23 protein-coding genes are annotated in these 25,965 nt (G+C 62.9%); 3 read left to right on the forward strand and 20 right to left on the reverse strand.

Features of this window, described 5'->3' with window-relative positions; translation table 11 throughout:
- Window positions 1-11: 11 nt before the first annotated feature.
- On the reverse strand, window positions 12-1,484 hold the full coding sequence (locus P775_RS11860) for a cobyric acid synthase (RefSeq protein WP_099911193.1): 1,473 nt from the start codon (window positions 1,482-1,484) through the stop codon (window positions 12-14).
- Window positions 1,481-2,350, reverse strand: a complete 870-nt coding sequence (locus tag P775_RS11865) for an ABC transporter substrate-binding protein (RefSeq protein ID WP_245875655.1) — start codon at window positions 2,348-2,350, stop codon at window positions 1,481-1,483. Before P775_RS11865 ends, P775_RS11860 begins: the two co-directional genes overlap by 4 nt.
- A gap of 201 nt (window positions 2,351-2,551) precedes the next feature.
- Between P775_RS11865 and P775_RS11870 the strand changes: the two genes are divergently transcribed.
- Window positions 2,552-4,867 (forward strand): Tex family protein, encoded by a 2,316-nt coding sequence (locus P775_RS11870; protein ID WP_099911194.1) that lies wholly within the window; start codon window positions 2,552-2,554, stop codon window positions 4,865-4,867.
- A 184-nt stretch (window positions 4,868-5,051) separates the two neighbouring features.
- On the opposite strand, the gene P775_RS11875 is transcribed toward P775_RS11870, so the two are convergent.
- From P775_RS11875 to P775_RS11895, 5 genes are read right to left on the reverse strand one after another with little or no spacing between them, the layout of a single operon-like run.
- A complete protein-coding gene (locus P775_RS11875; RefSeq protein WP_099911195.1) occupies window positions 5,052-6,326 on the reverse strand; it encodes an amidohydrolase family protein in 1,275 nt (424 codons plus the stop codon).
- A complete protein-coding gene (locus P775_RS11880) occupies window positions 6,326-7,273 on the reverse strand; it encodes an ABC transporter permease (RefSeq protein WP_099911196.1) in 948 nt (315 codons plus the stop codon). Before P775_RS11880 ends, P775_RS11875 begins: the two co-directional genes overlap by 1 nt.
- On the reverse strand, window positions 7,270-8,316 hold the full coding sequence (locus P775_RS11885) for an ABC transporter permease (protein ID WP_099911197.1): 1,047 nt from the start codon (window positions 8,314-8,316) through the stop codon (window positions 7,270-7,272). The genes P775_RS11880 and P775_RS11885 overlap by 4 nt, the downstream gene beginning before the upstream one ends.
- Window positions 8,306-9,829: an ABC transporter ATP-binding protein gene (locus tag P775_RS11890; protein WP_099911198.1), complete on the reverse strand. Its 1,524-nt coding sequence runs from the start codon at window positions 9,827-9,829 to the stop codon at window positions 8,306-8,308. The genes P775_RS11885 and P775_RS11890 overlap by 11 nt, the downstream gene beginning before the upstream one ends.
- A complete protein-coding gene (locus P775_RS11895) occupies window positions 9,829-10,854 on the reverse strand; it encodes a BMP family protein (protein ID WP_099911199.1) in 1,026 nt (341 codons plus the stop codon). The genes P775_RS11890 and P775_RS11895 overlap by 1 nt, the downstream gene beginning before the upstream one ends.
- 281 nt (window positions 10,855-11,135) lie before the next feature.
- On the opposite strand from P775_RS11895, the gene P775_RS11900 reads away from it, so the two are divergent.
- The gene (locus P775_RS11900) at window positions 11,136-12,731 is read left to right on the forward strand and encodes a gamma-glutamyltransferase family protein (protein WP_099911216.1); all 1,596 of its coding nucleotides are present in this window, start codon (window positions 11,136-11,138) and stop codon (window positions 12,729-12,731) included.
- A gap of 155 nt (window positions 12,732-12,886) precedes the next feature.
- Here P775_RS11900 and P775_RS11905 read toward each other — a convergent pair whose 3' ends face one another.
- The 11 genes from P775_RS11905 to P775_RS27590 all read right to left on the reverse strand — a co-directional run bounded on the left by P775_RS11905 (window position 12,887) and on the right by P775_RS27590 (window position 22,610).
- Window positions 12,887-14,176, reverse strand: coding sequence for a PQQ-dependent sugar dehydrogenase (locus tag P775_RS11905; protein WP_099911217.1), 1,290 nt, complete (start codon window positions 14,174-14,176; stop codon window positions 12,887-12,889).
- A gap of 164 nt (window positions 14,177-14,340) precedes the next feature.
- Entirely contained in the window at window positions 14,341-14,907 is a 567-nt protein-coding gene (locus P775_RS11910; protein ID WP_099911200.1) for a PqiC family protein, read from the reverse strand.
- Window positions 14,908-14,911: 4 nt separating this feature from the next.
- Window positions 14,912-17,386 carry a PqiB family protein gene (locus P775_RS11915; RefSeq protein WP_099911201.1) on the reverse strand — a complete coding sequence of 825 codons (2,475 nt, stop codon included), beginning with the start codon at window positions 17,384-17,386 and terminating at the stop codon, window positions 14,912-14,914.
- Window positions 17,383-18,006: a paraquat-inducible protein A gene (locus P775_RS11920; protein WP_245875656.1), complete on the reverse strand. Its 624-nt coding sequence runs from the start codon at window positions 18,004-18,006 to the stop codon at window positions 17,383-17,385. Before P775_RS11920 ends, P775_RS11915 begins: the two co-directional genes overlap by 4 nt.
- Complete coding sequence (locus tag P775_RS11925) at window positions 18,003-18,680, reverse strand: paraquat-inducible protein A (protein WP_425439902.1); 678 nt, start codon at window positions 18,678-18,680, stop codon at window positions 18,003-18,005. The genes P775_RS11920 and P775_RS11925 overlap by 4 nt, the downstream gene beginning before the upstream one ends.
- A 179-nt stretch (window positions 18,681-18,859) precedes the next feature.
- Complete coding sequence (locus P775_RS11930) at window positions 18,860-19,897, reverse strand: TRAP transporter substrate-binding protein (RefSeq protein ID WP_099911203.1); 1,038 nt, start codon at window positions 19,895-19,897, stop codon at window positions 18,860-18,862.
- A gap of 27 nt (window positions 19,898-19,924) precedes the next feature.
- Window positions 19,925-21,232: a TRAP transporter large permease gene (locus P775_RS11935; RefSeq protein WP_099911204.1), complete on the reverse strand. Its 1,308-nt coding sequence runs from the start codon at window positions 21,230-21,232 to the stop codon at window positions 19,925-19,927.
- Entirely contained in the window at window positions 21,229-21,711 is a 483-nt protein-coding gene (locus P775_RS11940) for a TRAP transporter small permease (protein WP_180287420.1), read from the reverse strand. Before P775_RS11940 ends, P775_RS11935 begins: the two co-directional genes overlap by 4 nt.
- A gap of 1 nt (window position 21,712) precedes the next feature.
- Window positions 21,713-22,042, reverse strand: a complete 330-nt coding sequence (locus P775_RS11945) for a hydantoinase/oxoprolinase family protein (RefSeq protein ID WP_425439903.1) — start codon at window positions 22,040-22,042, stop codon at window positions 21,713-21,715.
- Window positions 22,023-22,397, reverse strand: coding sequence for a hydantoinase/oxoprolinase family protein (locus P775_RS28925; protein WP_099911207.1), 375 nt, complete (start codon window positions 22,395-22,397; stop codon window positions 22,023-22,025). The genes P775_RS11945 and P775_RS28925 overlap by 20 nt, the downstream gene beginning before the upstream one ends.
- A 9-nt stretch (window positions 22,398-22,406) precedes the next feature.
- The gene (locus tag P775_RS27590; protein ID WP_143520885.1) at window positions 22,407-22,610 is read right to left on the reverse strand and encodes a hypothetical protein; all 204 of its coding nucleotides are present in this window, start codon (window positions 22,608-22,610) and stop codon (window positions 22,407-22,409) included.
- A 151-nt stretch (window positions 22,611-22,761) separates the two neighbouring features.
- Between P775_RS27590 and P775_RS11955 the strand changes: the two genes are divergently transcribed.
- Window positions 22,762-23,961: an MFS transporter gene (locus P775_RS11955; protein WP_245875657.1), complete on the forward strand. Its 1,200-nt coding sequence runs from the start codon at window positions 22,762-22,764 to the stop codon at window positions 23,959-23,961.
- A gap of 238 nt (window positions 23,962-24,199) precedes the next feature.
- Here the strand turns inward: P775_RS11955 and P775_RS11960 are convergent, their stop codons facing one another.
- Window positions 24,200-25,387 carry a class I SAM-dependent methyltransferase gene (locus P775_RS11960; RefSeq protein ID WP_099911219.1) on the reverse strand — a complete coding sequence of 396 codons (1,188 nt, stop codon included), beginning with the start codon at window positions 25,385-25,387 and terminating at the stop codon, window positions 24,200-24,202.
- Between the two features lie 296 nt (window positions 25,388-25,683).
- On the reverse strand, window positions 25,684-25,965 hold a 282-nt coding region (locus tag P775_RS28505), incomplete at its 5' end, for a hypothetical protein (protein WP_218967678.1).

Raw genomic sequence — 25,965 nt, forward strand, 5'->3', positions numbered from 1 at the left:
GTGCTCCCAGCTCAGGTCTGGGGCAGCGCAATCAGCGCCGCCGCGTCAAAAAGGGCAGAAACGTCGAGGTGACGTTCCATATGATCGGCAAGGGCATCAAGCGTATCCTCGATCGTCTTGCCATAGGAAGTCGCGCCGGAGGCCGCGCCCTGCTGCGCGAGCCAGGCAGCACGAAAGCCGTCGTCCGAGAAAAGGCCATGCAGATAGCTGCCCATGACCTGACCGTCTGGCGATTGCGCGCCTTCGGCACTGCCGCCGATCCGGGCAAAGGGGCGCGCGCAATCCGGGCCATTGGTGCGCCCGATATGGATTTCATAGCCGTTGAAATCTGTCCCCGTGCCCTCATGCCGGGCAGAAACGCGGGTCAGGGTCTTGTCCGCTGCCATCTCTGTTTCGACGTCCAGCAGGCCCAGACCCGGCGTTGATCCCGGCGCGCCTTCGAGTCCCGCGGGGTCGTTGATCCGCTGGCCGAGCATCTGATAGCCGCCGCACAGGCCCAGCACACGCCCGCCCCGGCGCAGATGCGCGGCAATGTCGATATCCCAGCCCTGCGCGCGCAGAAAATCCAGATCCCCGCGTGTGGATTTTGTGCCCGGCAGGATCACCAGATCCGCATCGCCGGGCAAGGGCCGCCCGGGGGGCACCATGGTCAGCCGCACACCGGGTTCCGCCGCCAGCGGGTCGAGGTCATCGAAATTGGCAATCCGCGACAGCATCGGGCAGACGATGTGAAACGCGCCGTCACCTTTGGCGCGGGTCAGATCCACCGCATCCTCGGCCGGCAGCAGATGGGCGTCGCGGAACCACGGCAGCACGCCGAAACCACGCCAGCCGGTGCGGGTTTCGATATCCGCATAGCCCGCGTCGAACAGAGAGACATCACCGCGAAACTTGTTGATCACGAAGCCCGCAACCATTGCGGCATCTTCGGGGTCCAGCACCACCTGCGTGCCGACAATCTGCGCGATCACCCCGCCACGGTCGATATCGCCCGCCAGCACCACCGGCACTCGGGCAGCGCGGGCAAAGCCCATGTTGGCGATATCCCCCCGGCGCAGGTTGGTTTCCGCCGGGCTGCCCGCCCCCTCGACGATGATCAGATCGGCACTCTGCGCCAGCCGTGCAAAGCTGTCCAGCACGGGCGCCAGCAGGGCGCCACGCGCAGCGCCAAAGTCGCGCGCCGCGATCCGGCTGACCGCGCGGCCCTGAATGACCACCTGCGATCCGGTATCGCTTTCGGGTTTCAGCAGGACGGGGTTCATATGCACGCTGGGCGCACGGCCACAGGCCAGCGCCTGCAAGGCCTGGGCGCGACCGATCTCTCCGCCATCTTCGGTGACGGCGGCGTTGTTGGACATGTTCTGCGGCTTGAACGGGGCGACGGAGATGCCCCGGCGCAGCGCAGCGCGGCAAAGCCCGGCCACCAGCATGGATTTGCCGACGTTGGACCCGGTGCCCTGAATCATGATCGCCCGTGCGGTCATTGTTCGCCCTCCAGTGTTGCGCGGACAGCCGCGACATCCGCAACTGCCCGCAGGGTGAGGGGCGTGCCGCAGACCCAGTCGGACGAGCTGTAGACAACCCGACCCGCCTGAGCGTAGCCCGCCAGCGCGGGGTGAAAGGCAAGGTCTTCGGACCGTGACTGTCCCGGATAGCGCGGCGCAGAAATCAGTACATCCGGCGCATGTTCCACCAGCTGTTCCAGCGACAGCCGACCGCCGCCCGCCATGCCCAGCATCTGCGCCAGATTGCGAAACCCCGCGTGCGTTACGATGTCATTGCTGAGCGTATCCGCCCCCAGAGAATAGCCGTTGGGATAGAAAAAGGCCGCAACCGGCGCATCCGGCGGCGCGATGCCAAGGGCGGCGATGCGGGCATCGACACCCGCTGCCAGCGCTTCGGCGCGGGTCTCTTGATGCAGCACGACCCCGACCGCGCGGATCTGCTGCGGGATGTCGGACAGGGCAGAGGTGATCGGGATTTGTTCGACCTGCAGGCCCAGACGGCGCAGCATCGCCACCACGGTCGGGTCAGAATAGCGCCCGGCCAGAACGACATCCGGTTTCAGGGCAAAAATCTCCTCAGCGCCACCGCTGTTCTGCAGATACTCTGTGGCCTCTGTCGCCATGGAGGAAGAGCGCGGATCGCCCGCCAGCCGGGACAGCGACAGGATCTGATCGGGATCGGCCAGCAGCAGGACAAGCTGATCGGTGCAGAGGTTCATCGACGCAACCCTTGGCAGGGTGTCGGCGGCTGTGCTGCCGGGGGGAAGCAGGGCGCAGAGGATCAGCGCCGCACGCGCCATCCGGTCAAATCGGGGCCGGGGCTGGCCTGTCATGTCTTTGCGCACCGGGAATGTCCTGTCGGCTGTCCTGTTCACACGTCCCAGATGCCGCGTTGCGCGACAGGACACAACACAAAGCAGAGGGAAGAGGCGGCAAAAGCGATGATGCGCAGAATGAGCGCCCGCCTGCCACCCTGCCCTATCCCCCTTGGACTTCGGCTGAAGCGGCGGTATGTCTCGGCTCCCGCATGCTCACAGGAGGCGCCCATGGACACCGCAACGCGTATCGCACAGACCATCGCGACCGAGATCGCCGCACGGCCCGATCAGGTTGCCTCGGCCATTGCCCTGCTGGATGGTGGCGCAACCGTGCCGTTTGTCGCACGCTACCGCAAGGAAGCGACAGGCGGGCTCGATGACACGCAGCTGCGCAAGCTCAACGACCGCATGACCTATCTGCGCGAGCTGGAATCGCGCCGCGCGGCAATCCTCGACTCGATCCGGTCGCAGGACAAGCTGACCGATGCGCTGGCCCGCGCGCTGGCCGGGGCCGAGACGAAATCGGTGCTGGAAGACATTTACCTGCCGTTCAAGCCCAAGCGGCGCACCAAGGCGATGATCGCGCGGGAAAATGGGCTTGAGCCGCTGCTTGAGGCGATTCTGGCCACGCGTGGCACCGATCCAGAGGCGCTGGCCCGTACCTATCTGTCCGAGGCCGTGCCAGAGGTGAAACAGGCGCTTGAGGGCGCACGCGACATCCTGTCCGAACGGCTGAGCGAGAACGCCGCCCTGCTGGGGGATCTGCGCGATTTCATGCAGAAAGAAGCGGTGCTGAGCGCACGGGTGATCGAAGGGCAGGAAGAGAAAGGGGCCAAATTTTCGGACTATTTCGCGCATTCCGAACCCTGGTCGAAGGTCCCGTCACACCGCGCACTGGCGATGCTGCGCGCGTCGAAAGAGGGTGTGGTCTATGTGGACATCGCGCCGGAGCCGGAAACCGGGGCCGCGCGGGCCGAAGGCATTTTGTGCAAATACATCGGCATTCCGGGCAATGGGCCGGGCGACACATGGCTGCGCAAGATTGCAGGCTGGACATGGCGGGTCAAGCTGAGTTCGACCATGATGCTGGACCTGTTGGGCGATCTGCGCGCACGGGCGCATGAAGAGGCGATCGAGGTGTTTGCCCGCAACCTAAAGGATCTGCTGCTGGCCGCCCCTGCGGGGGCGCGCGCGACGCTGGGTCTGGATCCGGGCATCCGCACCGGGGTCAAGGCGGCGGTGGTCGATGCAACGGGCCGTGTGCTGGCGACCGAAACGCTGTATCCGTTCCAGCCCAAGAATGATCTGCGCGGCGCAGAGGCGGCGATTGCGCGGCTGATCACGGTGCATGGTGTTGAACTGATCGCCATCGGCAACGGCACGGCAAGCCGCGAGACGGAAAGGCTGGTCACCGATACGCTGTCCCATCTGCCGTCCGGTGTGCAGAAACCCACCAAGGTGATTGTGTCCGAAGCCGGGGCATCGGTCTATTCCGCATCGGAACTGGCGGCGCGTGAATTCCCCGATCTGGATGTGTCCCTGCGGGGTGCGGTGTCGATTGCGCGCCGCTTGCAGGACCCGCTGGCCGAGCTGGTCAAGATCGAACCCAAGAGCATTGGCGTCGGGCAGTATCAGCATGATGTGGACCAGTCGCGGCTGGACAAATCGCTGGAGGCGGTGGTCGAGGATGCGGTGAACGCCGTGGGCGTCGACCTTAACACTGCCTCTGCCCCCTTGCTTGCCCATGTGTCGGGCCTGGGGCCGGGACTGGCCGAGGCGATTGTGGCGCATCGTGACGCATCCGGTGCGTTCAAGTCGCGCAAGGAGCTTTTGAAGGTCGCGCGGCTGGGGCCACGGGCGTTCGAGCAATGCGCCGGTTTCCTGCGCATCCGCGACGGGGCCGAGCCGCTGGATGCGTCGTCTGTCCACCCCGAAGCTTACGGCGTGGCGCGCAAGATCGTGAAGGCCTGCGGACGGGATCTGCGCGCGATCATGGGCGATCCTACCGCACTGAGCGGAGTGCGGGCAGAACAGTTCGTGGACGACTCGTTCGGCCTGCCCACGGTGCGCGACATCCTGTCAGAGCTGGAAAAGCCGGGCCGCGATCCGCGCCCCAGCTTCAAGACGGCGGTGTTTGCCGACGGGGTCGAGGATATCAAGGATCTGAAATCCGGCATGGTGCTGGAAGGCACTGTGACCAATGTCGCGGCCTTTGGTGCGTTTGTGGACATCGGCGTGCATCAGGACGGATTGGTGCATGTAAGCCAGCTGGCCGACAAATTCGTCAAGGACCCGCATGAGGTGGTCAAGGCCGGCGATGTGGTGCGCGTTCGCGTGACCGAGGTGGACATTCCGCGCAAACGCATCGGGCTGAGCATGCGCAAGGATGGCGGTTCTTCTGCACGCGAAGATCAGGCCGAACGCGGGCCAAAGAACAGCAAACCGCAGGGCAAGGGCAAACCGGTGACCTCTGCCGCGCCCCCAAAAAGCGACGCGCCCGGCGCCTTTGGTTCTGCGCTGATGGATGCGATGAAGCGGCGGTAGATCGGTAGGGATGCCGGGCGGGCAGGCGTTCGCCCGGCATCTTTTGCCTAAAGAGTTTCGGGCTAAACTTGGATCGGATATTCGCGGTCTCTCCCCTTGGTCGAACGCGAAATCCGATACCCGTTGTCTAAAGTTAAACCCGAAACGCTGGTGTGCCGGGCTGCGCTAGGTTTCTGACGTGAGCTCAGTGCCGACGGCGCACGGACCCGGGCCGACCATCCAGCGCAAGCCGTGCATCGTTGCGGGTCTTGCGCGAAACCACGCGCCCTTTGGACACAACCGCCAGCCGGTCGGGGCGCAGGCGCACCGCCTCTGTCGCATTGCCCGCATCGAGCACCACCAGAGAGGCTACAGCGCCCTTGACCAGCCCATAATCCGCCAGCCCCATAATCCGCGCGTTTTCTACCGTGACCATGTCGAAACAGCGCTGCATCTCGGCCGGAGAGGTCATCTGCGCCACATGCAACCCCATGAAGGCGACATCCAGCATGTCGCCCGTTCCAAGAGAATACCAGGGATCGCGCACGCAATCCTGCCCCCAGCCGACGGTGATGCCTTGGGCCTGCATTTCCCTGACCCGGGTCAGACCGCGCCGTTTGGGATAGCTGTCATGCCGCCCCTGCAGGGTGATGTTGATCAGCGGGTTGGGGATGGCAGATACTTGCGCCTCGGCAATCAGGGGCAGCAGTTTGGAGACATAGTAGGTGTCCATCGAATGCATCGAGGTCAGATGCGATCCCGCCACCCGACCCTGCAGCCCCAGGCGCTGAGTCTCATAAGCGAGGGTTTCGATATGACGGCTGAGGGGATCATCGCTTTCGTCGCAATGCAGATCGACGGGCAGGCCGCGTTCGGCGGCAATCTCGCAAAGATCACGCACAGAGGCGCGCCCCTCGTCCATCGTACGTTCAAAATGCGGGATACCGCCCACGACGTTCACCCCCATGTCGAGTGCGCGCAAGAGGTTGGCCCGCCCGGTGGGTGAGCGGTAGAGCCCGTCCTGCGGAAAGGCGACCAGTTGCAGATCAAGATAGGGTTTCACGATGCGCTGCACCTCAAGCATCGCGGTCACGGTGTTGAGGTGATCGGGCGTCGTGTCCACATGGCTGCGGATCGCCAGCAGGCCCATGGACACCGCCCAGTCGCAATAAGTCAGCGCGCGCTCAACCATCTCGTCCACCGTGGCAGTCTGGCGCAACTCTCCCCACAGGCTGATCCCTTCGAGCAGGGTGCCAGAGGCGTTGATGCGCGGTGTGCCATAGCTGAGCGTTGCATCCAGATGAAAATGCGGGTCCACAAAGGGCGGCGCGACCAGATCGCCGGTGGCATCAATCACCTCGCCTGCCTGCGCCCCGGCCAGTGCGCCTATGGCGATGATCCGGTCACCGCGAATGCCGATATCGCCCTCGGTCCCGTCGGGCAGCGTGCCACCTTTCACCAGAAGATCGAAATCGGCCATCAGCGTTCTCCGCGATTGTAAGGCACCATCAGAGCCGCCGGCACGTTTGCGCGGCGCGACATCAGGACAAGCGCCAGAATGGACAGGATGTATGGGATCATCAGGAACACCTGATAAGGCACCATCGCACCGAATGACGTCTGCTGCAACCGCACCTGCAGCGCATCAAAGCCCGCGAACAGCAGCGCGCCCATCATCGCCTTGGACGGTGACCAGGCGCCAAAGACAACCAAGGCGATGCAGATCCAGCCGCGCCCGTTCACCATCTCAAAGAAGAACGACGAAAAGGCCGACAGCGTCAGGAAGGCGCCGCCGACCGCCATCAGCCCCGATCCCACGATGACCGCCCCCATGCGCAGGGCGGTGACAGACAGGCCCTGCGCCTCGACCGCCGAAGGGTTTTCCCCGACGGCGCGCAGGGCAAGACCGAGCGGCGTTCGATAGAGGACAAAGGCAACCACCAGCACGGTGAAGAAGGCGAAATAAGTCAGCGGAGTTTGCGAAAACAGCGCGGTGCCGATGAAAGGAATGTCCGACAGACCGGGGATATCCACGGGCTGAAACGGTTCAATGCGCGGCGGGGAGGTGACTTCGGGCAGGCTGAGCCGGTAGGCGTAATAGGCCGAGGATGTGGCGATCAGCGTGATGCCGATGCCCACCACATGCTGTGACAGGCCAAAGGGCACCGTCAGCACCGCATGGATCAACCCGAAGGCCATGCCCGACAGCATCGCCACCGCCACGCCGCCCCAGAGCGGCAGACCGGCGTAGACCGCAATCCAGCCGGCAAAAGCCCCCATGACCATGATCCCCTCGATCCCGAGGTTCAGCACCCCGGCGCGTTCGCAGATCAGTTCGCCCATCGTGGCAAAGATCAGCGGAGAGGCAATGCGCAGAATGGCAGCCCAGAAGCTGGCCGAGATCAGGATATCGACGATCTCATTCATCCGCGCAGCACCCTGAATTTGGTCAGAAGGATTGCCAGCACCATGAACAGCAGCGCCGTGGCAAGCAGGATATCGGCGATATAGGTCGGCACCTCGGCCGCGCGGCTCATCCCGTCGGCGCCGACAAAGATGCCCGCGACAAAGATGGCCGAGACCACGACGCCCAGCGGATTGAGCAGGGCCAGCATCGCAACGACGATGCCCGTGTAGCCAAAACCGGGCGAGAGATCGAGCGTCAGGGTGCCCCTGAGGCCCGCCACCTCGGAAAACCCTGCGAGCGCCGCGAGGCCACCGGACAGCAGCGCGGTCTTGATCATGACCTTGCCCACCGGAATACCCGCAAACCGCGCAGCGGCGGCGTTCAGGCCAACGGCGCGGATTTCATAGCCCAGCGTGGTGCGGGTCTGGATCACCCAAACCACAATCGCCGAGAGGATGGCGATGCCAAAGCCCCAGTGCAGGCGCAGTCCTTCAACCAGACGCGGCAGGCGGGCGTCCCTTGGGATCGCCTCGGATTTTGGCCAGCCCATGCCCATCGGGTCCTTCAGCGGCCCCTCAAGCAACATGGAAATCACCAAGAGCATGATGAAATTCAGCAGCAGCGTGGTCACCACCTCATCCACCCCCAGCCGGGTTTTCAGCAGCACTGGCCCCAGCAGCACGAGTCCCCCGGCAACCAGTGCGCCGATGCCCATCAGAGGGATCAGCACCACGCCCGGCAGCGCCAGCTTGGTCCCGATCAGGATGGTGACCAGCGCCCCGGCATAAAGCTGCGCCTCGGCACCGATGTTCCAGAGCCTGGCACGAAAAGCGACAGCCACGGCCAGACCGGTAAAGATCAGCGGCGTGGCGCGGTTCAGCGTTTCCAGCAGGGCGAATTTTGATCCTGCCGCGCCCTTGAGGATCAGACCGAAGGTCAGCAGCGGGTTGGCCCCGGCAAGCATGGCAAGCATACCGCCGACCACAAAGGTCGCCACCAAGGCCAGCACCGGCAGGCCGATGGATCGCGCCAGCGTCGGGTTGGCAATCGCCTCAAGCCGCATATTCGAACCCCTGCCCGGCCATCCATTGGCCCAGATCCGCCGGTTTCATGGTGCCGCGTGGAAAGGCGGGCGACAGCCGCCCCTCGGAAATCACATGGATCACATCCGACAGCGTCAGGATCTCGTCCAGATCCTCGGAAATCAGCAGAACGGCGGCGCCGGAATCGCGCGCATTTAGCAGCTGGTTCTGCACATAGGTGACAGCGCCGATATCAAGGCCCCGGACGGGCTGATTGGCAAGGATCACGCGGGGCGATTCCTCAAGCACGCGGCCAAGGATCAGCTTTTGCATGTTGCCCCCCGACAGCAGACGGATGCGGGTGCCCGGCCCCGGGCAGCGGATGTCATATTGCGCGATGATCGCTTCTGCACGCTGCTCTGCGCCGCGCCAGTCCATCCAGCCATAGCGGCTGTTGGGAATATCGGCATAGGTTTCCAGAATCGCATTTTCGGTCAGGGTGAAATCGGCGATCGTGCCTGTCTTGTGGCGGTCTTCGGGGATACGCCCGATCCCGGCGGCAATGGCGCGGCGCGGCGTCCAGTCCGTGACGGTGTCCCCGGCAATTTCCAGCGTGCCGGCCCTCGGCACGGCAAGCCCCGACAGCAGATCGGCCAAGGCCCCCTGCCCGTTGCCCGACACACCCGCCAGCCCCGTGATCTGCCCCGCGCGCAGCGTCAGCGACACATCACGCAGGCCAGCGGTGGTGACCCGGTTCAGCATCAGCAAGGGCACGCCGGGGGTGGCTTTGGACGGTGCGGGAGGGATGATTTCAGCGCCGACCATCATTTCGGCCAGCTTGTGACGGTCGGTATCTTGCGTCGCCACAGCGCCCACCAGACGGCCGTGGCGCAGCACAAGAACACGGGTCGAAATCGCCATGACCTCATGCAACTTGTGCGAGATGAAGATCACCGACAGGCCCAGGGCGACAGCGCGGCGCAGGGTGTCGAACAGCGCGTCGGTTTCCTGCGGCGTCAGAACGGCGGTGGGCTCATCCAGGATCAGGATTCTGGCGTCACGATAGAGCGCCTTCAGGATCTCGACCCGCTGCCGTTCGCCGACAGACAGGGCGGCGATCACCGCATCTGGATCCACCTCCAGCCCGAAATCGCGTGACAGCGCCGCGACACGCGCCCGCGCCGCGCCACGCCCCAATCCGAACTTCCAGAGGGATTCGGTGCCCAGCAGGATGTTGTCCAGCACGGTCATGTTGTCGGCCAGCGTGAAATGCTGATGCACCATGCCGACGCCCGCTCGCAGCGCAGCCCCCGGCTGACCGGGTGGCAGCGTCTGGCCAAACACCTCGACCGATCCGTCATCGGCGCTGTAGTGACCGAACAGGATGTTCATCAGCGTCGTCTTGCCCGCGCCGTTTTCACCCAGCAGGGCCATGACCTCCCCCCGAGCGAGGTCAAAACTGATGCCGTCATTGGCCGTCAGCGCGCCAAAGCGTTTGGTGATATTGCACAGGCGCAGGACGGGATCATCCTGCGCCAAAGGTGTGGCCGTCATCAGATGGACGGGTCGGTATCGTTGATCTCAACCACAAAGGTGCCTGCCTTAATCGCCGCTTCCCTCTCGGTCACCAGATCCAGCGCGCCTTGCGGCACCTTGCCGGCAAACGTACCCAGCGGGGCGAGCGAACACCCACCTTCCTTCATGAAGGAAAAGACGCCGTAATTGTCGGCCTTGAAGGCATCAGCCGCGATATTTGCAAGTGCTGCCTGCAGGGTCGGTTCAAAATGCCAGAGCGCCGAGGCGACAACCGTCTTGGGATATTCCGACTGCGTGTCGATCACGTTGCCGATGGCCAGAATGCCTTTTTCCATCGCAGCATCCGAAACGCCAAAGCGTTCGGCATAGATCATGTCAACGCCGCCTTCGATCATCGCAAATGCCGTTTCCTTGGCATTGGGCGGATCGAACCAGGACCCGATGAAGCTGACCTGGAATTCCGCATCTGGGCGCGTTTCCTTCACACCGGCCATAAAGGCATGCATCAGGCGGCTTACTTCGGGGATGGGAAAGCCGCCGACCATACCGATCTTACCGGTCTGTGTCATCGCGCCCGCAACGATCCCGGACAGATAGGATGCGTCCTGAATATAGTTATCGAACACCGCAAGGTTGGGGTATTCCGGATCGGCAGGCAGGGAGGAGCCGAGCAGGAAGGCGGTGTCGGGATAGTCCAGCACAACCTCGCGCGCCTCTGTCTCGACCCCGAACACCTCTCCCACGATCAGCTTGACCCCGCTTTCGGCATATTCGCGCATGACGCGGGGATAGTCGGTGTTGGCGGTGTTTTCGGAAAAAGTATAGGTGATCTGCCCGGCGGCCTTGGCGGCTTCGGCGGCGATATGGATGCGGCTGACCCATTGCTGTTCCACCGGCACGGTGTAGATGCCCGCAACCGAGATCGGGTCCTGCGCAAAGGCGCGCAACGGCAGGCTGGTCGCGGCAGCGGCGGCCAGCGAACGTTTCATCAGGCCACGGCGGCTGATCAGGCCGGAGTGCGGGGAAAGACGTCTGTCGCGCATGGGGTATCCTCTGACTGTCGGGAATGCGGGTTGTTATGACGCTGACCCTAGAGGCGGGATTTGTAAACGGTCAAGAAACTTGCATAGTTTTTTGACCAATGAATAAAATTTCGCCTGTCTTCTGGGCGGTCCCCGTCGGCACCCTGCGCGCGCCGCCTCGCGGCTTCTGGGCTTTCCTGATCCTGCGGCCTATGATTTGTCGGCGCCCGGTGATCCCATTGACCGGATTTCGACAGATTGCCAAAAACGAACAGGCCAAAACCGTACAGGAAAGACATGACATGAAGCTGCGCCACGATCCCCTTTACGCCTCGCGGCGCTCACCCGTTCTGGCCGACAACATGGTTGCGACCTCTCATCCGCTGGCCGCACAGGCTGGGCTTGCCATGCTGGCCAAGGGCGGCAATGCCGTCGATGCGGCCATTGCGACGGCGGCGGTGCTGACCGTGGTCGAACCCACCGGTAACGGTCTGGGCTCAGATGCTTTCTGCATTCTGTGGGACGGCGCTGAGCTGCACGGGCTGAACGCCTCGGGTCCCGCGCCAATGGGCTGGACACCCGACTATTTCGCCGGGCAGGACACGGTGCCGTTCCGCGGCTGGAACAGCGTGACCGTGCCAGGGGCCGTCGCGGCCTGGGCAGCGCTGTCGGAGCGTTTCGGCAAGCTCGACTTTGCCACGCTGCTGGAACCTGCCGTGCGCTACGCCGAAAACGGCTTTGCCGTCTCGCCAATCGTCGGCAAATTGTGGGAGATTGGCGCTGCGACTTTGGGTGACCAACCCGGATTCGCACAGAACTTTATGCCCGGTGGCCGTGCGCCCAAAGCAGGCGAGCGGTTTGCCAACCCCGCAATGGCGGCAAGCCTGACACGGATCGCAGAAACCAAGGGGCGCGATTTCTACGAAGGGGCGCTGGCCGGAAAAATCGCCGCCTTTGCCCGCGCGCATGGCGCCGCACTGAACGAGGCGGATCTGGCCGCCTTTGCCCCGGAATGGTGCGGGACGATCTCGATGGGTTTTGACGATGTCGCCCTGCATGAGATCCCGCCAAACGGTCAGGGCATTGCCGCGCTGATGGCTCTGGGTATCCTAGATCACACGCGGATCCGCGACTTTGGCCCCGATGATGCAGAGGCGCTGCATCTGCAGATCGAGGCGATCAAGCTCGCCTTTGCGGACCTTTACGCCTACGTCGCCGACCGACCGCACATGCAGGACGTGACGCCAGAGGCGCTTCTGGACCGCGACTATCTGGCCAGCCGCGCGGCGCTGATCCGCGCGGATCAAGCACAGGATTTCAAGTCAGGCGTGCCGAAAAACGGCGGCACGGTTTACCTCAGCACCGCGGACAGCAGCGGCATGATGGTGTCGTTTATCCAGTCGAACTATGCCGGGTTCGGGTCGGGTGTCGTGGTGCCCGACACCGGCATCAGCCTGCAGAACCGTGGTGCGGGGTTTTCGCTGAAACCCGGCCATCCCAATCTGGTCGCCCCCGGCAAACGTCCGTTTCAGACGATCATCCCCGGTTTCCTGATGAAGGACGGCGCGCCGCTGATGAGCTTTGGTGTGATGGGCGGGCCGATGCAGGCGCAGGGCCATCTGGTCATGACGCTGCGCACCCAGCTTTGGGGGCAGGATGTGCAATCGGCGGTGGATGCGCCGCGCTGGCGGTTCACCAAAGGTCTTGAAGTTGCCGTCGAAACCGCGCTGCCGGTCGAAACCCGCGAGGCGTTGACTGCTCTGGGTCATGACATCCTGGTCGAAGCGCCCGACAGCGCCTTCGGCTTTGGCGGTGCGCAGCTGGTGCAAAAGCTGGAGTCCGGCGGCTATATCGCCGGGTCCGATCCGCGCAAGGATGGGCAGGCAGTCGGCTACTGACCTCAAATCCCCCCCGGGCGGCACTTTTGCGCGCCCGGGATTGGATGGCCTTTGCTATGGCGTCCCACGGCTAAGCTGAAACACACTTATCGTTTTTTGCGCTGGCGGAGTAGCCGACAGGCCGCGACCAAGCGGTCAGGTCAAGGCGGTATGCTTTACGCGCCCGTGACCCGCCAGATCACATCGCCCACATCATCCGCCATCAGCAGCGATTTTCCGTCCGGGCCGATGGTCACACCCACCGGGCGACCGTAAGACACCTTTTCATCCTCCGACAGGAACCCCCAGAGGATGTCGCGCGGCGCGCCAGATGGGCGTCCGTCGGCAAAGGGTACAAAGATCAGCTTGTAGCCGCTGAGCGTGGAGCGGTTCCACGATCCGTGCTGACCGATCACCATACCGTCGCCGAACCCGGGCAAGGTGCCCGACGGCATCCAGCACAAACCGAGCGAGGCTGTATGCCCGCCCAGTGCGTAATCTGGCGTAATTGCGCGGGCAACCAGATCCGCGTTCTGTTTGACCCGATCATCCACCACCTTGCCCCAGTAGCAATAGGGCCAGCCGTAGAACCCGCCGTCCTGAACCGAAGTCAGATAATCCGGCGGCGTCTCATCCCCCAGGCCGTCGCGTTCATTGACCACGGTCCAGAGCTTGCCTGTGACCGGCTCCCATGCTGTACCGACCGCATTGCGCAGACCAGAGGCAAAGATGCGTGCCTTTTCCGTGGCCAGATCCAGCTCCCAGATCGCGGCGCGGCCCTCTTCGGCCTCCATCCCGTCATCGCCGATGTTCGACAGCGACCCGACCCCGGCATAGATTTTGGTCTTGTCCGGTGACACGATCAGGCTGCGCGTCCAGTGGCCACCGGGTTTGAAATCAACCAGCTTGCGACCCCGCCCTTCGATCTTGGAGGAGCCGTCTACATAGGGAAAGGCCACGATGCCGTCGGTGTTGCCAACGTAAAACGTATCCCCGACCAGCGCCATGCCGAACGGCTGGTTCTGCCCCTCAAGAAACACCTCGCGCACCTCGGCGACGCCATCCCCGTCGGGGTCACGCCACAGGCTGATGCGGTTGGCGCTGATGCCAATTGCCTTGGCGCGTCGCATGGTTGCCTGCATGGCACGATCCATCAGCGATTCGGGTTTGCTTTCCTGCTGCAGCGCTTCGGCGACCAGAACGTCGCCGTTGGGCAGCACCTCAATCCAGCGCGGATGGGCAAGACCGCTGGCAAAGGCGTTGACCTTTAGCCCCTCGGCGGCCTTGGGCACATGCCCGGGTGCCCAGCCTTTGGCAGTGGGCATCTTCAGCGTCATAATTCCCTGTGCTTTCGCGTCTGGGATGCTTGGCGTCAGTCCGACGGCCTGCACCGCCGGGGCGCTCATCCGTCTCAGCATGACCATTGTTGCGCCCACTAGGGACGTCGCGCTTGCGATGAAATCCATGATATATTCCGATGATTGTGCGCCTGCAGCATAGAGACTGACCGCCAAGGATCAACGGCTTTACCCCCCCTGCCCGGCGTTTTACAGAGCCTTCGAACCTGAGTGTAGAGCGGCGGCCAAAGTCCGCCCCGAGGCGCAAAGCCCCGGGGGATGGACCGCGTGCCCTAGCGTAGCGCGCTGCCTGCGATCTGTTCAGCCAGCTGCAGGGTTGCCACACCCCGGGCGGCGGCGATCTGTGCGGCGCTTGCATCCTCTGGCAACGGCACGGCAATGGCGAACCGGCCAGAGCGTTCGCGCCCCTCCTGTTCCGGCGCGACAAAGTACTGACCGGCCAGACGGAACTGCCCGGAAGAGGTTGCAACCATCTCCTCGAACCGCACATCGACCCGCGCGTCGGAAAATCCGCGGAACGGCCAGGGTTCCGGCGCCACGGTCGCACCGGTGATCGAGCCCAGATCGCGGGCGAGCTGCAGCGTCATCGCGCGCGACGGCAGATCCGCCCAGAGCGGCCCCAGCGGTTTCAGAGCCCCATCGGGCTGCTGGAGGTAGATATCCTCGGCCCCGGCATAGGTGGGCAGCGTCACCTCGACCACCTCAAGGCTTCGGTAGCGCGACGCGATCTTGACGGTGGATTCCACGGCGGGCGTGGCAAAGCGGGTGTCGCTGGAGCAAGCCGCGACAGCCAGGGTGAGCGCCATCAGAAGGCTTTTGGAAAAGAGGCGTGTCTGCATGATGTTACCGTCCCAGGATCAGCGAATTCGGATTGCGTTCGATGGTCCGCGCCAGACGTTCAATCGCCTCGGCTGCAGACTGGATCTGCCGGATTGCGGTCCGGGTTTCGCGGGTGAAGTTGGAATCGTCAGAATAGGCCGACAGCGTCGTGTTGGCCTGCGTCGCCACAGCGCGCAGATCCGCCGCAAGACCCGGCAAGGTTGCCGAAGCTTCGGCAATGGCATCCGCCGCATCGCGCGCAGACGACAGCGTGGCGTTGGCGTTGTTCACCAGCCCCCCCTCCTGCAGCTCACGCAGCACGGCGCTGACTTCGGCCAGGGCCGTGTTCAGCTCGCCCGGCAAGGCACGTGTCGTGTCCTGATCCACCAGCGCATTGGCCGAGGCGAGCAGTTGCGTCGCCTGATCCGACAGCCGGTCCAGCGGGATCCTGTTGGCATTCTCGACAATCCCGCGCGCCTGTTCGATCAGCGACGGCAGGCCATCAGCTGCCTGCGCCACATCGTCGATGGCTGCGGTCAGCTTGCCCACCGTGTCCTCTGTCTCAATATCGCGCAGCAGACGGCTGAGCGTGGTGGAACTGTCCTGCAGACCGGCCAACAGTTCGGTCACCCGCGTCGGCAGCGCCTGCACATCGGCACTGGTGGTGACATCGCGCACCGAAGACAGGATGCCGCGCAGCTGGGTCGGCAACGCCTGAACATCCTCGCTCGCAACCAGCGCATCGGCATCTGACAGCAGCGACTGGGCCGAGGCCAGCAGATCGGTCACGTTCTGCGACAGCTCTGCCAGCGGCACATCCTGCGCCTTGGCCAGCACGGCGCGGATGTCAGCCACCAGATCTGGCAAGGTTTCAGTCGCGATGCCGACATTGGCGATGGCCGTGGTCAGCTTGCCCGCAGCATCCTGATCCTCAAGCACGGAAATCACGCGGTTGAGCGTCGCGCTGGTGGTTTGCAGATCGTTCAGCAGCGTGCTGATCTGATCGGGCAGACCCTGCACACCATCGCTTTCGGCGACACCGCGCACGGCGGACAGGATGCCGGTCAACTCTGCCGGGGCGCGCTGCAGTTCTTCGCTGCCGATCAGAGCCGAGGCATTGTTCAGGAAGTCGGTGATGGATTGCATCACTTCTTCGATCGGAAGATCATTGACACGCTGCAACACACCCTGTGCCGTCGCACCCACATCGGTGAGCGTAGCAGTGGCCGTCGGGATCCGGGGCAGCGGTTCCGCCTCGGCATCCAGCGTGGCGGCCGGTTCATCAGGCAGAACCACCAGCTCTACCTTCAGCCCGCCCGTGAAGATCGAGGCATTGGTCAGACGGGCGCGCAGACCTTCGCCGATGCGTGTCGACAGATAGGCAAGCAGTTCGGTTTCGCCCGCATCCTGCCCCAGACCGATCCGGCCCGGGTTGATGCGCGCGGTTGCGATCAGGCGCGCCTCGTTGTCACCAAAGCGTTCCGGGTCGACGATGCCGTTCAGACCGGTGATTTCCCCCACCTTCAGCCCGCCCAGTTCGACCGGCGCACCGGCGGACAGACCCGCCAGATTCTGTTCAAAAATCATTGACACATCAACAGCCTGCCCGTCGCCATCGACAAGGAAATCGTCGCGCGCCGTGGTCTCGTCCGCAAACAGATCAAAGGTCGTGCCTTCGGCCAGCGGCGCGCCGCCAGAGCCGATTTCCGCAAAGGTCACACCGCCTGAAATCAGCGAGGCGAGCGAGGTAAAGTTCAGCTGCGCGCCCGAGGCGCCGACAGAAAAGCTAAAGCCCGAGATGTCCCAGAACCGGGTCGAGTTGGTCACGAAGTTGCTGTAGGGCTTGTAGATCACAGCCTCTGCAGAGACACTGGTGCCGTCGTCATTGACGTTCGGGGTGCCCACAACGCCGACCTCGACGCCCTTGTAGAGGATCGGCGTTCCGGCGCCGGGCAGACCATCATCGGAACGCAGGCTGATGCTGACACCCTCGCGGCCCAGACCCAGCAGCGGCGCATCCTTCAGCCCCTGAAAACGATCATGAAATTGGCCCGGTTCGCTGTCCCAAGCGCCTTGGATATAGACACCCGACAGAACGGTATCGAGTCCCGAGACACCGCGCGCGCTGACCTCGGGGCGCACGACCCAGAACTTGGAATCCTCGTTGATGTAGGGGCCAAGGTCCTTGTTGATCCGGATCGAGGCAACGACCTCGGTCAGGTCGTCGTTCAGGCCCAGATCCTCGACCGTGCCGACGCTGATGTCGCGGTAGCGCAGCTGGGTTTCCCCCGCCTTGACGCCGGCCGCGTTTTCAAAGACCACCTCGATCAGCGGACCCTGCGCGTTGTAATTGCGCCAGGCAGCGCCCAGCGCTACGGCAAGGGCGATGACGGGAATGAGCCAGACAAGCGACGCGCTGTCCCAGAACGATTTTCTGCCAGATTTGATCGGGACGGTCCCGGGCCGCGCCGCATCGTTTTCTTGGGGTGAATCAGTCACGTCGTGTCATTCCTTTGGTTCTGGCCCTGGTCCTTGGTGTCCCAGAAGAGACGGGTGTCGAACGCCTGTGCCGACAACATTGTAAAGATGACGGACAGCGCAAAAGTCAACGCCGCCGATCCGGGATGAATGGAGGCAACCACCGACAACTGCACCAGAGAACTGAGGATCGCCACCACGAAGACATCGATCATAGACCAGCGCCCGATGAATTCCACGACTTCATAAAGATGGTGACGCCGCGCGGCAGAAACGTCGGATCCGCGCCGTACCGAAATGGCAAGATAAGCGATGGCCAGAAATTTCCCCATGGGAATCAGCACGCTCGCCGCCAGAATGATCAGTGCCACGCCGATCGATCCGTGGTGGATGAGCTCGACCGCGCCCCCCACGATGGTGCTGTTTGAGGTCGACAGCAGCGTCTGCGTGATCAGCATCGGGTAGATATTGGCCGGAATGTAGCAGATCACCCCCGCGATCCACAGCGCCCAGACCCGGCTGAGGCTTCCGGTGTCGCGCGATTGCAGATGACTGCCGCAGCGGGCGCACCGCTCGGTTCCCATGGGCCAGACCCGCGCGCAGCGACGGCAGGCGACAAGGCCCGCCTCGCGCGCGGTCATGCCTCGCGCTGATCCAGTTCCAGTGATTTCCATACCGACCATGTGCAGAGGTAATTGTCATTGATGAGGACGATGATCACCAGTACGGCGAACATCCAGAAGGCAGGGCCAAAGCCGATATGTGCAAGGTCCGCCACCTTGACCAACGCAACGGCGCAGCCGATGGCAAAGATCTCTGCCATGGCCCAGGGTTTGAGCTCTTGTGTCAGACGGAAGGCGCGTTTGGCATGGGCATAGGGCGGGCGGTCCCCGACGATGGGGATCAGCACATAAAGGATCAGCAGCGTGCGGATCAGCGGGATCACCACAATCATCCCCGCCACGGCCAGAGACAGGAACACCATCGGCCCCGATTGAAAGCTTGAGGCGGAATCAAGGATCGATGCGTTGTTGCCAAAGCCCGCCGCGCTGATCGTCAGAAACGGAAAGAACAGCGCCGCCACAACAAGGATGATCACCGCCAGCGTCAGCGCGATAATCTTGAACCCTGCTTTGCGCTTTGGCGCGATCAGAACGGTGTGACACCGCGCGCAGATGGCACGTTCGCCGACGGCAGGCATTTCAGCCACATAAAGCGCATCACACTGCGGACAGGCCATCAGCGAGTCCAGCGGCATGCCGCCCAAGGCCCCGCCGGGGGCCAAAGTCGCCTGATCTGTGGTTGCAGCGCTCATCTTACCTGTGACACCTGTTGACCGATCTGCGCCCCGGGACCCGAGGTACCTTGGCGTTGTTACAGCTTTAAAGCGTGAAACGTAACAGCTACTTCGGGTGCGTTCTGGTCAAAGCTCTGTGTTCTGGGCACCCGTTGCACAAGAGCGACTTCCGGCACCGGGGCCGCTCTTGCTGCGGATCATTCGATTTTGACGTTCAGAAACGTGCCGACTGTGTCGTTCCAGGTGGTCGTGCACTCTGCCCCGCAGCGTTCGGCAAAGGCCGGCAGGATCACCGCCTTCAGCGCCTCGGCCCGCAGCGCCTCATCCTCGGGCGTCAGCGGGACAAGCGTCATGCCCGCAGGTTCGCCCGCCGGACAGGGACCGGTGGTGTTGCAGGCAATGCCGGTTTCCGTCTCGGTTGCGGCAAGTTCAAAGACACCATCCTCAAGCCCCTTGAGCTTTTCCTCCAGCAGCGTCTGCACCGATGCGTCCAGCCCGTTCCACCAGTCGAGATTCGCAAGATGCGCGGCCAGACCAAAGGTCACCGGCATGGGCGAAATGAACTTGGCCGATTCATACCACTTGGCCTTGTAGCCCGACAGCGCACCGGTGATGGCGCAGTCCACCACGCCGCTCGCCAGTGCAGGCTGTACCTCGGCAAAGGCAATGCTCATGGGCGAGCCGCCAAGGAAATCCACAAAGGCCTGCTGCGATGCACCAGAGGCGCGGACCTTGCGGCCTTTCAGATCAGCGATGAATGTGAATTCATCGCGGCAATAGATCACCTGCGCCTGATAGGTGCCATAGCCCAGCAATTTGATATTGTGCTGCTTTTCCAGGAAATCGGCATAGGTCGGGCGGAAGGCATCTGCCACCTCGTGCAACTGCGCCACCGAACCGACCAGACCGACCAGATCCGTCGCCTCGTTCATCGGCACCTCGCCCGAATTATAGGCCAGCACCGTGGTCGCCATCTGCAACGTGCCGTTGGACACCAAGCGGAAGATTTCGCCGCCCTTGAAGCCCAGCTCGGTAAAGGGTTTCACCTGCACCGTGATCTTGCCGCCCGAGGTCTCGGGGATTTCCGTGGTCCAGAACGGCAGTTCCTTGTCGGTATACATCGACAGCGTGCCGATAGAGCCTACGACGTTGAATTGAGTCTCTGGCATGTCCTGCGCGAGGGCCGGCAGCGCCAGTGTGGCGGCGACCAGCGGGGCGATCAGTCTGTGGATCATTTTGTCTCTCCTGTTGGCATCGGCGGTTTATCCGCCTGTCTTTGGGTTGAGGATTGTCGGCAGCCATAGCGCGAGCTGCGGAAACAGGATCAGCAGGCCGATCATCGCCAGCATGGCGATCAGGAAGGGCGCCGATCCCTTGAACAGATCGCTGAAGGCGCCGCCACCGGTGCGCACGGCCTGCACGACATAAAGGTTCATGCCCACGGGCGGGGTGATCAGCGCCGCCTCGATCAGGATCACAAACACCACGCCCCACCAGACCGGCGAATAGCCTAGGCCGACAATGACCGGCACGATGATCGGTGTTGTCGCGATCATCATGCTCAGCGTCTCCATGAAACAGCCCAGCAGCAGGTAAAAGACGACGATGGCAAACAGCATACCCAGCGGCGGCCAGCCCAGCGACAGAACCGCATCGGTGATGGCGGACACCAGACCGATCGAGACCATGACGAAATTGAGGAAAAAGGCGGAGATGACGATCAGCATGATCATGCAGGTGGTCCTGACCGTGCCCTCAAAGGCGGCCAGCATCACCGGCAGGGTCAGCGCGCCGTTCAGCGCCACCAGCGCCACGGTAGCCATCAGACCCAGCGCTGCTGCCTCGGTCGGCGTCGCGACACCGGCGTATATCGACCCGACGACAACACAGAACAGGCCCAGCGGCGGGATAAGGTGTTTCAGCCCCTTCAGGCGTTCGGGCCAGAGCGAGGCATACGGCAACTCATGCCCGCCCCATGCGGGCCGCCACAGCACCAGCGCCAGCACGATACCGGAAAACAGCGCCGCCAGAACAAAACCCGGGATGAACCCGGCCGCATAAAGGTCGGCGACCGAGGTGTCCGTCAGCACCGCATAGATGATCATGTTGATCGACGGTGGGATCAGAATGCCCAGCGTGCCGCCCGCCGCGATGGACCCCAGGAACAAAGGGCGGTTGTAGCCACCCTTGTCCATGTTCGGGATCGCCACCGTGCCGATGGTGGCGGCCGTGGCCAAAGAGCTGCCAGAGGTCGCCGCGAACACCGCAGAGGCGGCGATATTGGTGTGCATCAGCCGCCCCGGCACGCGCGCAAACCATGGCGTGAGCGCGGTGAACAGCTTTTCGCTGATGCCGGAGCGGTGCATCAGCTCGCCCATCATGATGAACATCGGGGCGGCAATCAGGATAAAGTCATTCGACGAATTCCACGCAAGCTCCCCCGCCGCCCCGGTCATCGGGAAAAACGCATAGTTTTCCGACAGCACATAGCCGGTCAGCGCCAGCACCGCCGCCACCGGTAGGCTGAGCGCGAGGCAGATCAGCAGCATCAGGAACGCGGTCAGGATCATGTCTGATCTTTCTGCGCCTTAAGGCCGCTCTGGCTGATCTCTTGCTGGACATCCGCTGACCCGATCCGCGCTTCGAAGCCGGGCCGATCGTGCCAGATCAGGCTGCGAATGGCCTGCAGCGGCGCCAGCACGGCGACAATCGCGAACCAGACAAGGCCCAGCCACCAGATCCCCTGCGGGATCACCATGGGCACCTGCAGCTGAGAGATACTTTTTGCGTTCATCGCCACCGACTGCGCCACCGTTCCATAGGCGAACCACGCCAGTGCCAACGCCACAACTGCCAGAACCGATGCCGCGAGCAGGTCAAAAGCGGCGCGCAGCGCAAACGGCAGTTTTGCGGTCAGGAAATCAACGCGGATGTTCGCCTTGGTCGTGACGGTAAAGGCAAGGCCGAGGCCGATGCAGGCGGCCAGCGCGTATCCCGAAACCTCGAAGCTTTCCACAAGGCCGCGGTTGATCAGCAGCCGCGCAATCACATCAATGGTGATCGGCAGTGCGCAACCGAACAGGATGATCGCCCCGGCGATCCAGGCCAGAATGCGCGAGATCCGTTGTGGCAGCGGTTCGTTCAGCGGCTGACCTCCCGGAGTGCAGATGCTTTGACACGATCAAGGCACGGGCGGATTTGTTTGTCCAGCAGGAGGGTCGGCCCGAAGCATCGACAACAGCGATGAAGCCGCCACCCGCACCGATCGTGTGCATCTCGACAATGGGCACGCGCACCAGCGGGCCGTCAATCTCGCCCCGTGTATCCACGGTGCGCGCGCCATCAGCCACCAAGGCCAAGTTATTGCTGGTGCCGCCCATATCCACGCCGACCACGTCGGGCTGGCCGAGCGCGCCTGTCAGACGTGCCGCCGCCAGTACCCCCCCCTGAAGGCCCCGACAGCAGCAGCTTGACGGGCGCGCGCACCGCGATGTCTGGGCTGATGGCGGCGCCATTGGGCTGGATGAGATAGAGCGGGGCCGTGATACCCGCATCCGCCCACCATTTGCGCAGGGAGCGCACAGACCGGTCGATCACCGGCACCAGCAGAGCGTTGAGAACTGTTGTGGCCGTGCGTTCGAATGCGCGGATCTCGGTCGACACTTCGTGCGAGCAGGACACCGGCATGTCGGGGCATCGGCCGCGCAGCAGGGCGCGGATCGCGATTTCATGCACGGGGTTGGCTTAGGCGTTCAGCAGAAAAATGGCACTGGCCGCAACGCCGCTGTCAGCCACCTGTCCAATCATAAGCTCCAGCGCGGCATCGTCCAATGGCCGCACCTCCTCGCCCTCTGCCCACGCGCGATGCAATGCACAGGGCTGCACCGCCCGCGACATAATCCGCCCCGCAGTGAGAAGAGGCTTGCGATCCTGCCGCTTCGTTGCCATGTGGCCCGCACCACCCCTACTGAAATACCCCTAATGCGACCCGGAATGATCGCAGCTGTTGCGCCACAAACCATGCAGAAACTGCAGGGCTCCTATGTGTAGTGCCCTGTTGCGACAATCTCGAAACTGTTTATCTTCGCTGCACTGCAGCATGAACCGACGGATACGCGCGATGTACGAAGAACGGCAGGTCCGCTGGACCATAATTTCTATGGCGATGGGCGCATTTGCGATCGGCGTTTCGGAATTTGCGGCCATGGGGCTGCTGCCCTATTACGCCATGGACCTTGGTGTAACCGAACCCGTCGCAGGACATGCGATCAGCGGCTATGCGCTGGGGGTTGTGATCGGCGCGCCCGTGCTGGCGGTTCTGGGCGCACGTGTGCCGCGCAAGACCATGCTGGCCTGCCTCATCGGCTTTTTCGCCTTTGCCAACTTTCTGGCCGCGCTGATGCCGTCGATGATGGCGCTGACAGCGACGCGGGTTCTGGCCGGGCTTCCCCATGGCGCATACCTGGGCATCGCCATGTTGTTCGCCGCTGATCTGCTGCCCAAGGGGCGTCGTGCCGCCGGGGTCGCACAAGTCATGCTGGGTCTGACCCTGGCCAACGTTGTGGGCGTGCCGACAGCGGGCGCCATTGGGCAGCTGCTGGGCTGGCGCAGCCTGTTCATCATCGTGACCGGCATCGCCCTGCTATCACTCGTCATGATCCTGAAGAACGCGCCGTTCGAGCATGCAGATGACACCGCCAGCCCACTGCGGGAATTGGGCGCGCTGAAGAACCGTGCCGTCTGGCTGACCCTGCTGGTCGGTGCAGTCGGCTTTGGCGGAGTTTTTGCAGTCTACTCCTTCCTGTCGGCGGCCATGCTGGCGACGACGCAGGCGCCGTCCTGGGCGATTCCGATGGCTCTGTCCGCCTTTGGCGTCGGCGCGACCTTCGGCAACATGGTCGCAGGCAAGCTTGCCTCCTGGTCACGCTTTGGGGGGGCGCTTGTGCTGCTGGGCGGGATGGCAGTGGTCCCATTGCTCTACACGCTGGTGATGGGGAACTGGCCGCTCATGGTGGCCTCTATGCTGCTGCTGGGCATGACCGCCGGTCTGGTCATCCCGCTGCAGATGCGGCTGATGGATGTGGCAGGCGATGCACAGACACTTGCGGCGGTGCTGAACCACGCGGCGTTCAACTTTGCCAATGCCATGGGGCCCTATCTGGCCGGTCTGGCCCTGTCCGCAGGCTACGGCTGGGGATCGACCGGGATCGTTGGCGCGACACTGGCCTGTGGCGGCATTCTGGTGCTGGGCCTGGCCTTCGCCGATTCTCGCCGCACGCCCCGCACCGTCTGCGCCTGACGCAAGACCAGCCCGGCGTCCTGAAACAGAAATATCATCGGACTCGGGCCGCACCGCTGCTCAAATCAGACTGGCATCTTGTCACATTTTGCACCCCAAGAGCCAGATCAGAGGCATTGTTGCGCAGATCCTGTCGGGCTTTCATCCGGTAGATCTCGCTTGGCAGCTGCAGTGGATGATCAAGACCATTTCTGACATTCTTAAAACGTGCATCACATCGGAACCTCTAAGAGGTCGGCTAGAGGATTGCTCGCCTTCGCGTGATGCCATGTCGAGTTGGAAAAAAGGCACGATCAGAGCAGTTCGCGGGGAAATCCGGGCCATCCCACGCAAGGTCGTCTTGATCGGAGCAAGCGGGCAACTTGTGCGCTGACAAGCTAAACTGAGACGCGTCATGATGCGCTCTTATCCTCAGAAGATCTCCGGGCTCCGCAGGTATCGGACGATCCAGCAGGAAGGCCGTTCGCCCCCAATGGCCATCGGAATGCAGGTCGTTCGTCAACTGAATGCCCGGTGCAAGGTTCATTTCGAAAAAGACGAAAACCGCGTGGATAGTACCTCTGCCAGAACATTCTAGGTCCTCTGTCCTGCGCGCCACTCTTGTGTCAGGTCGCACAAAATCAAACTGGAACAGGTCCGTTGCAGACCCCAACGGCCTTAGCCCGAAGGTTGCGAAATCGTTCGGCGTGATCTGCGCAACAGTGGCGAAGTGATGAAATGCAGACAGATCAAAGCCCTCTGCCTTCTGTGGGCGCCAGAGGTTGAGGAGCTTGTCGCTTTCCACCAACTGAGCCATCAATGCGCCTCGTTCAGGGATGGCTCGCGCATGAGGCTTGGCCAGCTTTCGCATTGCATGCTCAAGCGTTGCGAGTGCGCCCTCTCCCAGCAAAAGGGTATCGACAATCTCGGAAATCACGACATCCGCCGGTTCAGGAAGGTCCACACCGACGACAAGGTTGTGCGACATCTTCGGGATGACCGTAATGCGATCAGCGAGCCCGTTCGCTTCGATGACCCGCACGGCAGCCTGAGCGATCAGGGGCTGCTGTTCGCAGGTGTAAACATGTTTCGCACCGGCGCGCGCCGCCAGCATCGCCGTGAGGCCAGCACCGCAGCCAATGTCGAGCACGACATCACCAGGCCTGACTTTCGCGCTGATGGCCGCAGCATAGGCACGATTGCGGACTTTGTCCGCAAGCATCGGAAAATGCCACCGGGGCACGAACATCTGGTAAAGTCGCTCCAGCAGGATCTGCGCTTCGTGATGATGGGGGTCATTGACCAAAGCCTGCGAAAGAAGCTCTGCCGTGCGCAGACCACCATCTGTCAGAGGTTCACGTTTTGCGCATTGTACAAGGCGCTCTGCGTCTTGCACGCCCTTACAATCAACCCGCTGAAAAAAATCATGTTCTTTATGAAGGGTCAGCGCAAGATCATTTGCCACGTTTCATTCATCCTCATTCTAAGGAATTGCGTTGGACCGGAGTACCCGTTGAGCGAATAAAATATGGTAAATGGAGGTTCAGTTTGTGCGCTGCGTGTCCCTTAAGGCCGAGGGCATGACATCGTCGCCGCCGGATTCCGGTAATTTTCTTCTCTTGTCATCATGGCCCAGAGGCCACGCGCCATCCATTGCCCGGCAACACATGCTTGCATGTGTGAGAGGGATGTTGGCCAGCGCAATCGCGGCAACCATGCGTGGCTTGCGGGTCAGCAGGCGCTTCAGCCAGCCATTTTTTGGGGTGTCGAACCGCTCGACAGCCTGAAGGACTGCCATGGCTCCAGAGACCAGGAGGGTGCGTATGTCACGCTGTCCCATCCGTTGCCCGGCAGGGTCATGCGCAGCATGGTCCCGAGAGGGTTCGAGGTCTTCCCGAGACTGGCCTTGCCACCCGTCGAGTGCTGCTTGGGCACGAGCTCAAGCGTCATGCCAAAGGCGTGCGTATCGCACGACGCATTGATCATCTGGGTGCGCTGGCCGACGAACATCTGCCGCGTGCGAAA

It is taken from the genome of Puniceibacterium antarcticum (assembly GCF_002760615.1).
Taxonomy (GTDB): domain Bacteria; phylum Pseudomonadota; class Alphaproteobacteria; order Rhodobacterales; family Rhodobacteraceae; genus Puniceibacterium; species Puniceibacterium antarcticum.

Bases quoted from the DNA above. Each gene is read 5' to 3' on its own strand.
- P775_RS11930 (WP_099911203.1), bottom strand. From the start codon at position 19,897: ATGATCCACAGACTGATCGCCCCGCTGGTCGCCGCCACACTGGCGCTG.
- P775_RS11890 (WP_099911198.1), bottom strand. From the start codon at position 9,829: ATGACGGCCACACCTTTGGCGCAGGATGATCCCGTCCTGCGCCTGTGC.
- P775_RS11860 (WP_099911193.1), bottom strand. From the start codon at position 1,484: ATGACCGCACGGGCGATCATGATTCAGGGCACCGGGTCCAACGTCGGC.
- P775_RS11945 (WP_425439903.1), bottom strand. From the start codon at position 22,042: ATGGGCGGCACCAGCAATAACTTGGCCTTGGTGGCTGATGGCGCGCGC.
- P775_RS11910 (WP_099911200.1), bottom strand. From the start codon at position 14,907: ATGCAGACACGCCTCTTTTCCAAAAGCCTTCTGATGGCGCTCACCCTG.
- P775_RS11920 (WP_245875656.1), bottom strand. From the start codon at position 18,006: ATGACCGCGCGCGAGGCGGGCCTTGTCGCCTGCCGTCGCTGCGCGCGG.
- P775_RS11870 (WP_099911194.1), top strand. From the start codon at position 2,552: ATGGACACCGCAACGCGTATCGCACAGACCATCGCGACCGAGATCGCC.
- P775_RS11955 (WP_245875657.1), top strand. From the start codon at position 22,762: ATGAACCGACGGATACGCGCGATGTACGAAGAACGGCAGGTCCGCTGG.
- P775_RS11925 (WP_425439902.1), bottom strand. From the start codon at position 18,680: ATGAGCGCTGCAACCACAGATCAGGCGACTTTGGCCCCCGGCGGGGCC.
- P775_RS11905 (WP_099911217.1), bottom strand. From the start codon at position 14,176: ATGGATTTCATCGCAAGCGCGACGTCCCTAGTGGGCGCAACAATGGTC.
- P775_RS11880 (WP_099911196.1), bottom strand. From the start codon at position 7,273: ATGAATGAGATCGTCGATATCCTGATCTCGGCCAGCTTCTGGGCTGCC.
- P775_RS11885 (WP_099911197.1), bottom strand. From the start codon at position 8,316: ATGCGGCTTGAGGCGATTGCCAACCCGACGCTGGCGCGATCCATCGGC.
- P775_RS27590 (WP_143520885.1), bottom strand. From the start codon at position 22,610: ATGGCAACGAAGCGGCAGGATCGCAAGCCTCTTCTCACTGCGGGGCGG.
- P775_RS11875 (WP_099911195.1), bottom strand. From the start codon at position 6,326: ATGGCCGATTTCGATCTTCTGGTGAAAGGTGGCACGCTGCCCGACGGG.
- P775_RS11895 (WP_099911199.1), bottom strand. From the start codon at position 10,854: ATGCGCGACAGACGTCTTTCCCCGCACTCCGGCCTGATCAGCCGCCGT.
- P775_RS11935 (WP_099911204.1), bottom strand. From the start codon at position 21,232: ATGATCCTGACCGCGTTCCTGATGCTGCTGATCTGCCTCGCGCTCAGC.
- P775_RS11900 (WP_099911216.1), top strand. From the start codon at position 11,136: ATGAAGCTGCGCCACGATCCCCTTTACGCCTCGCGGCGCTCACCCGTT.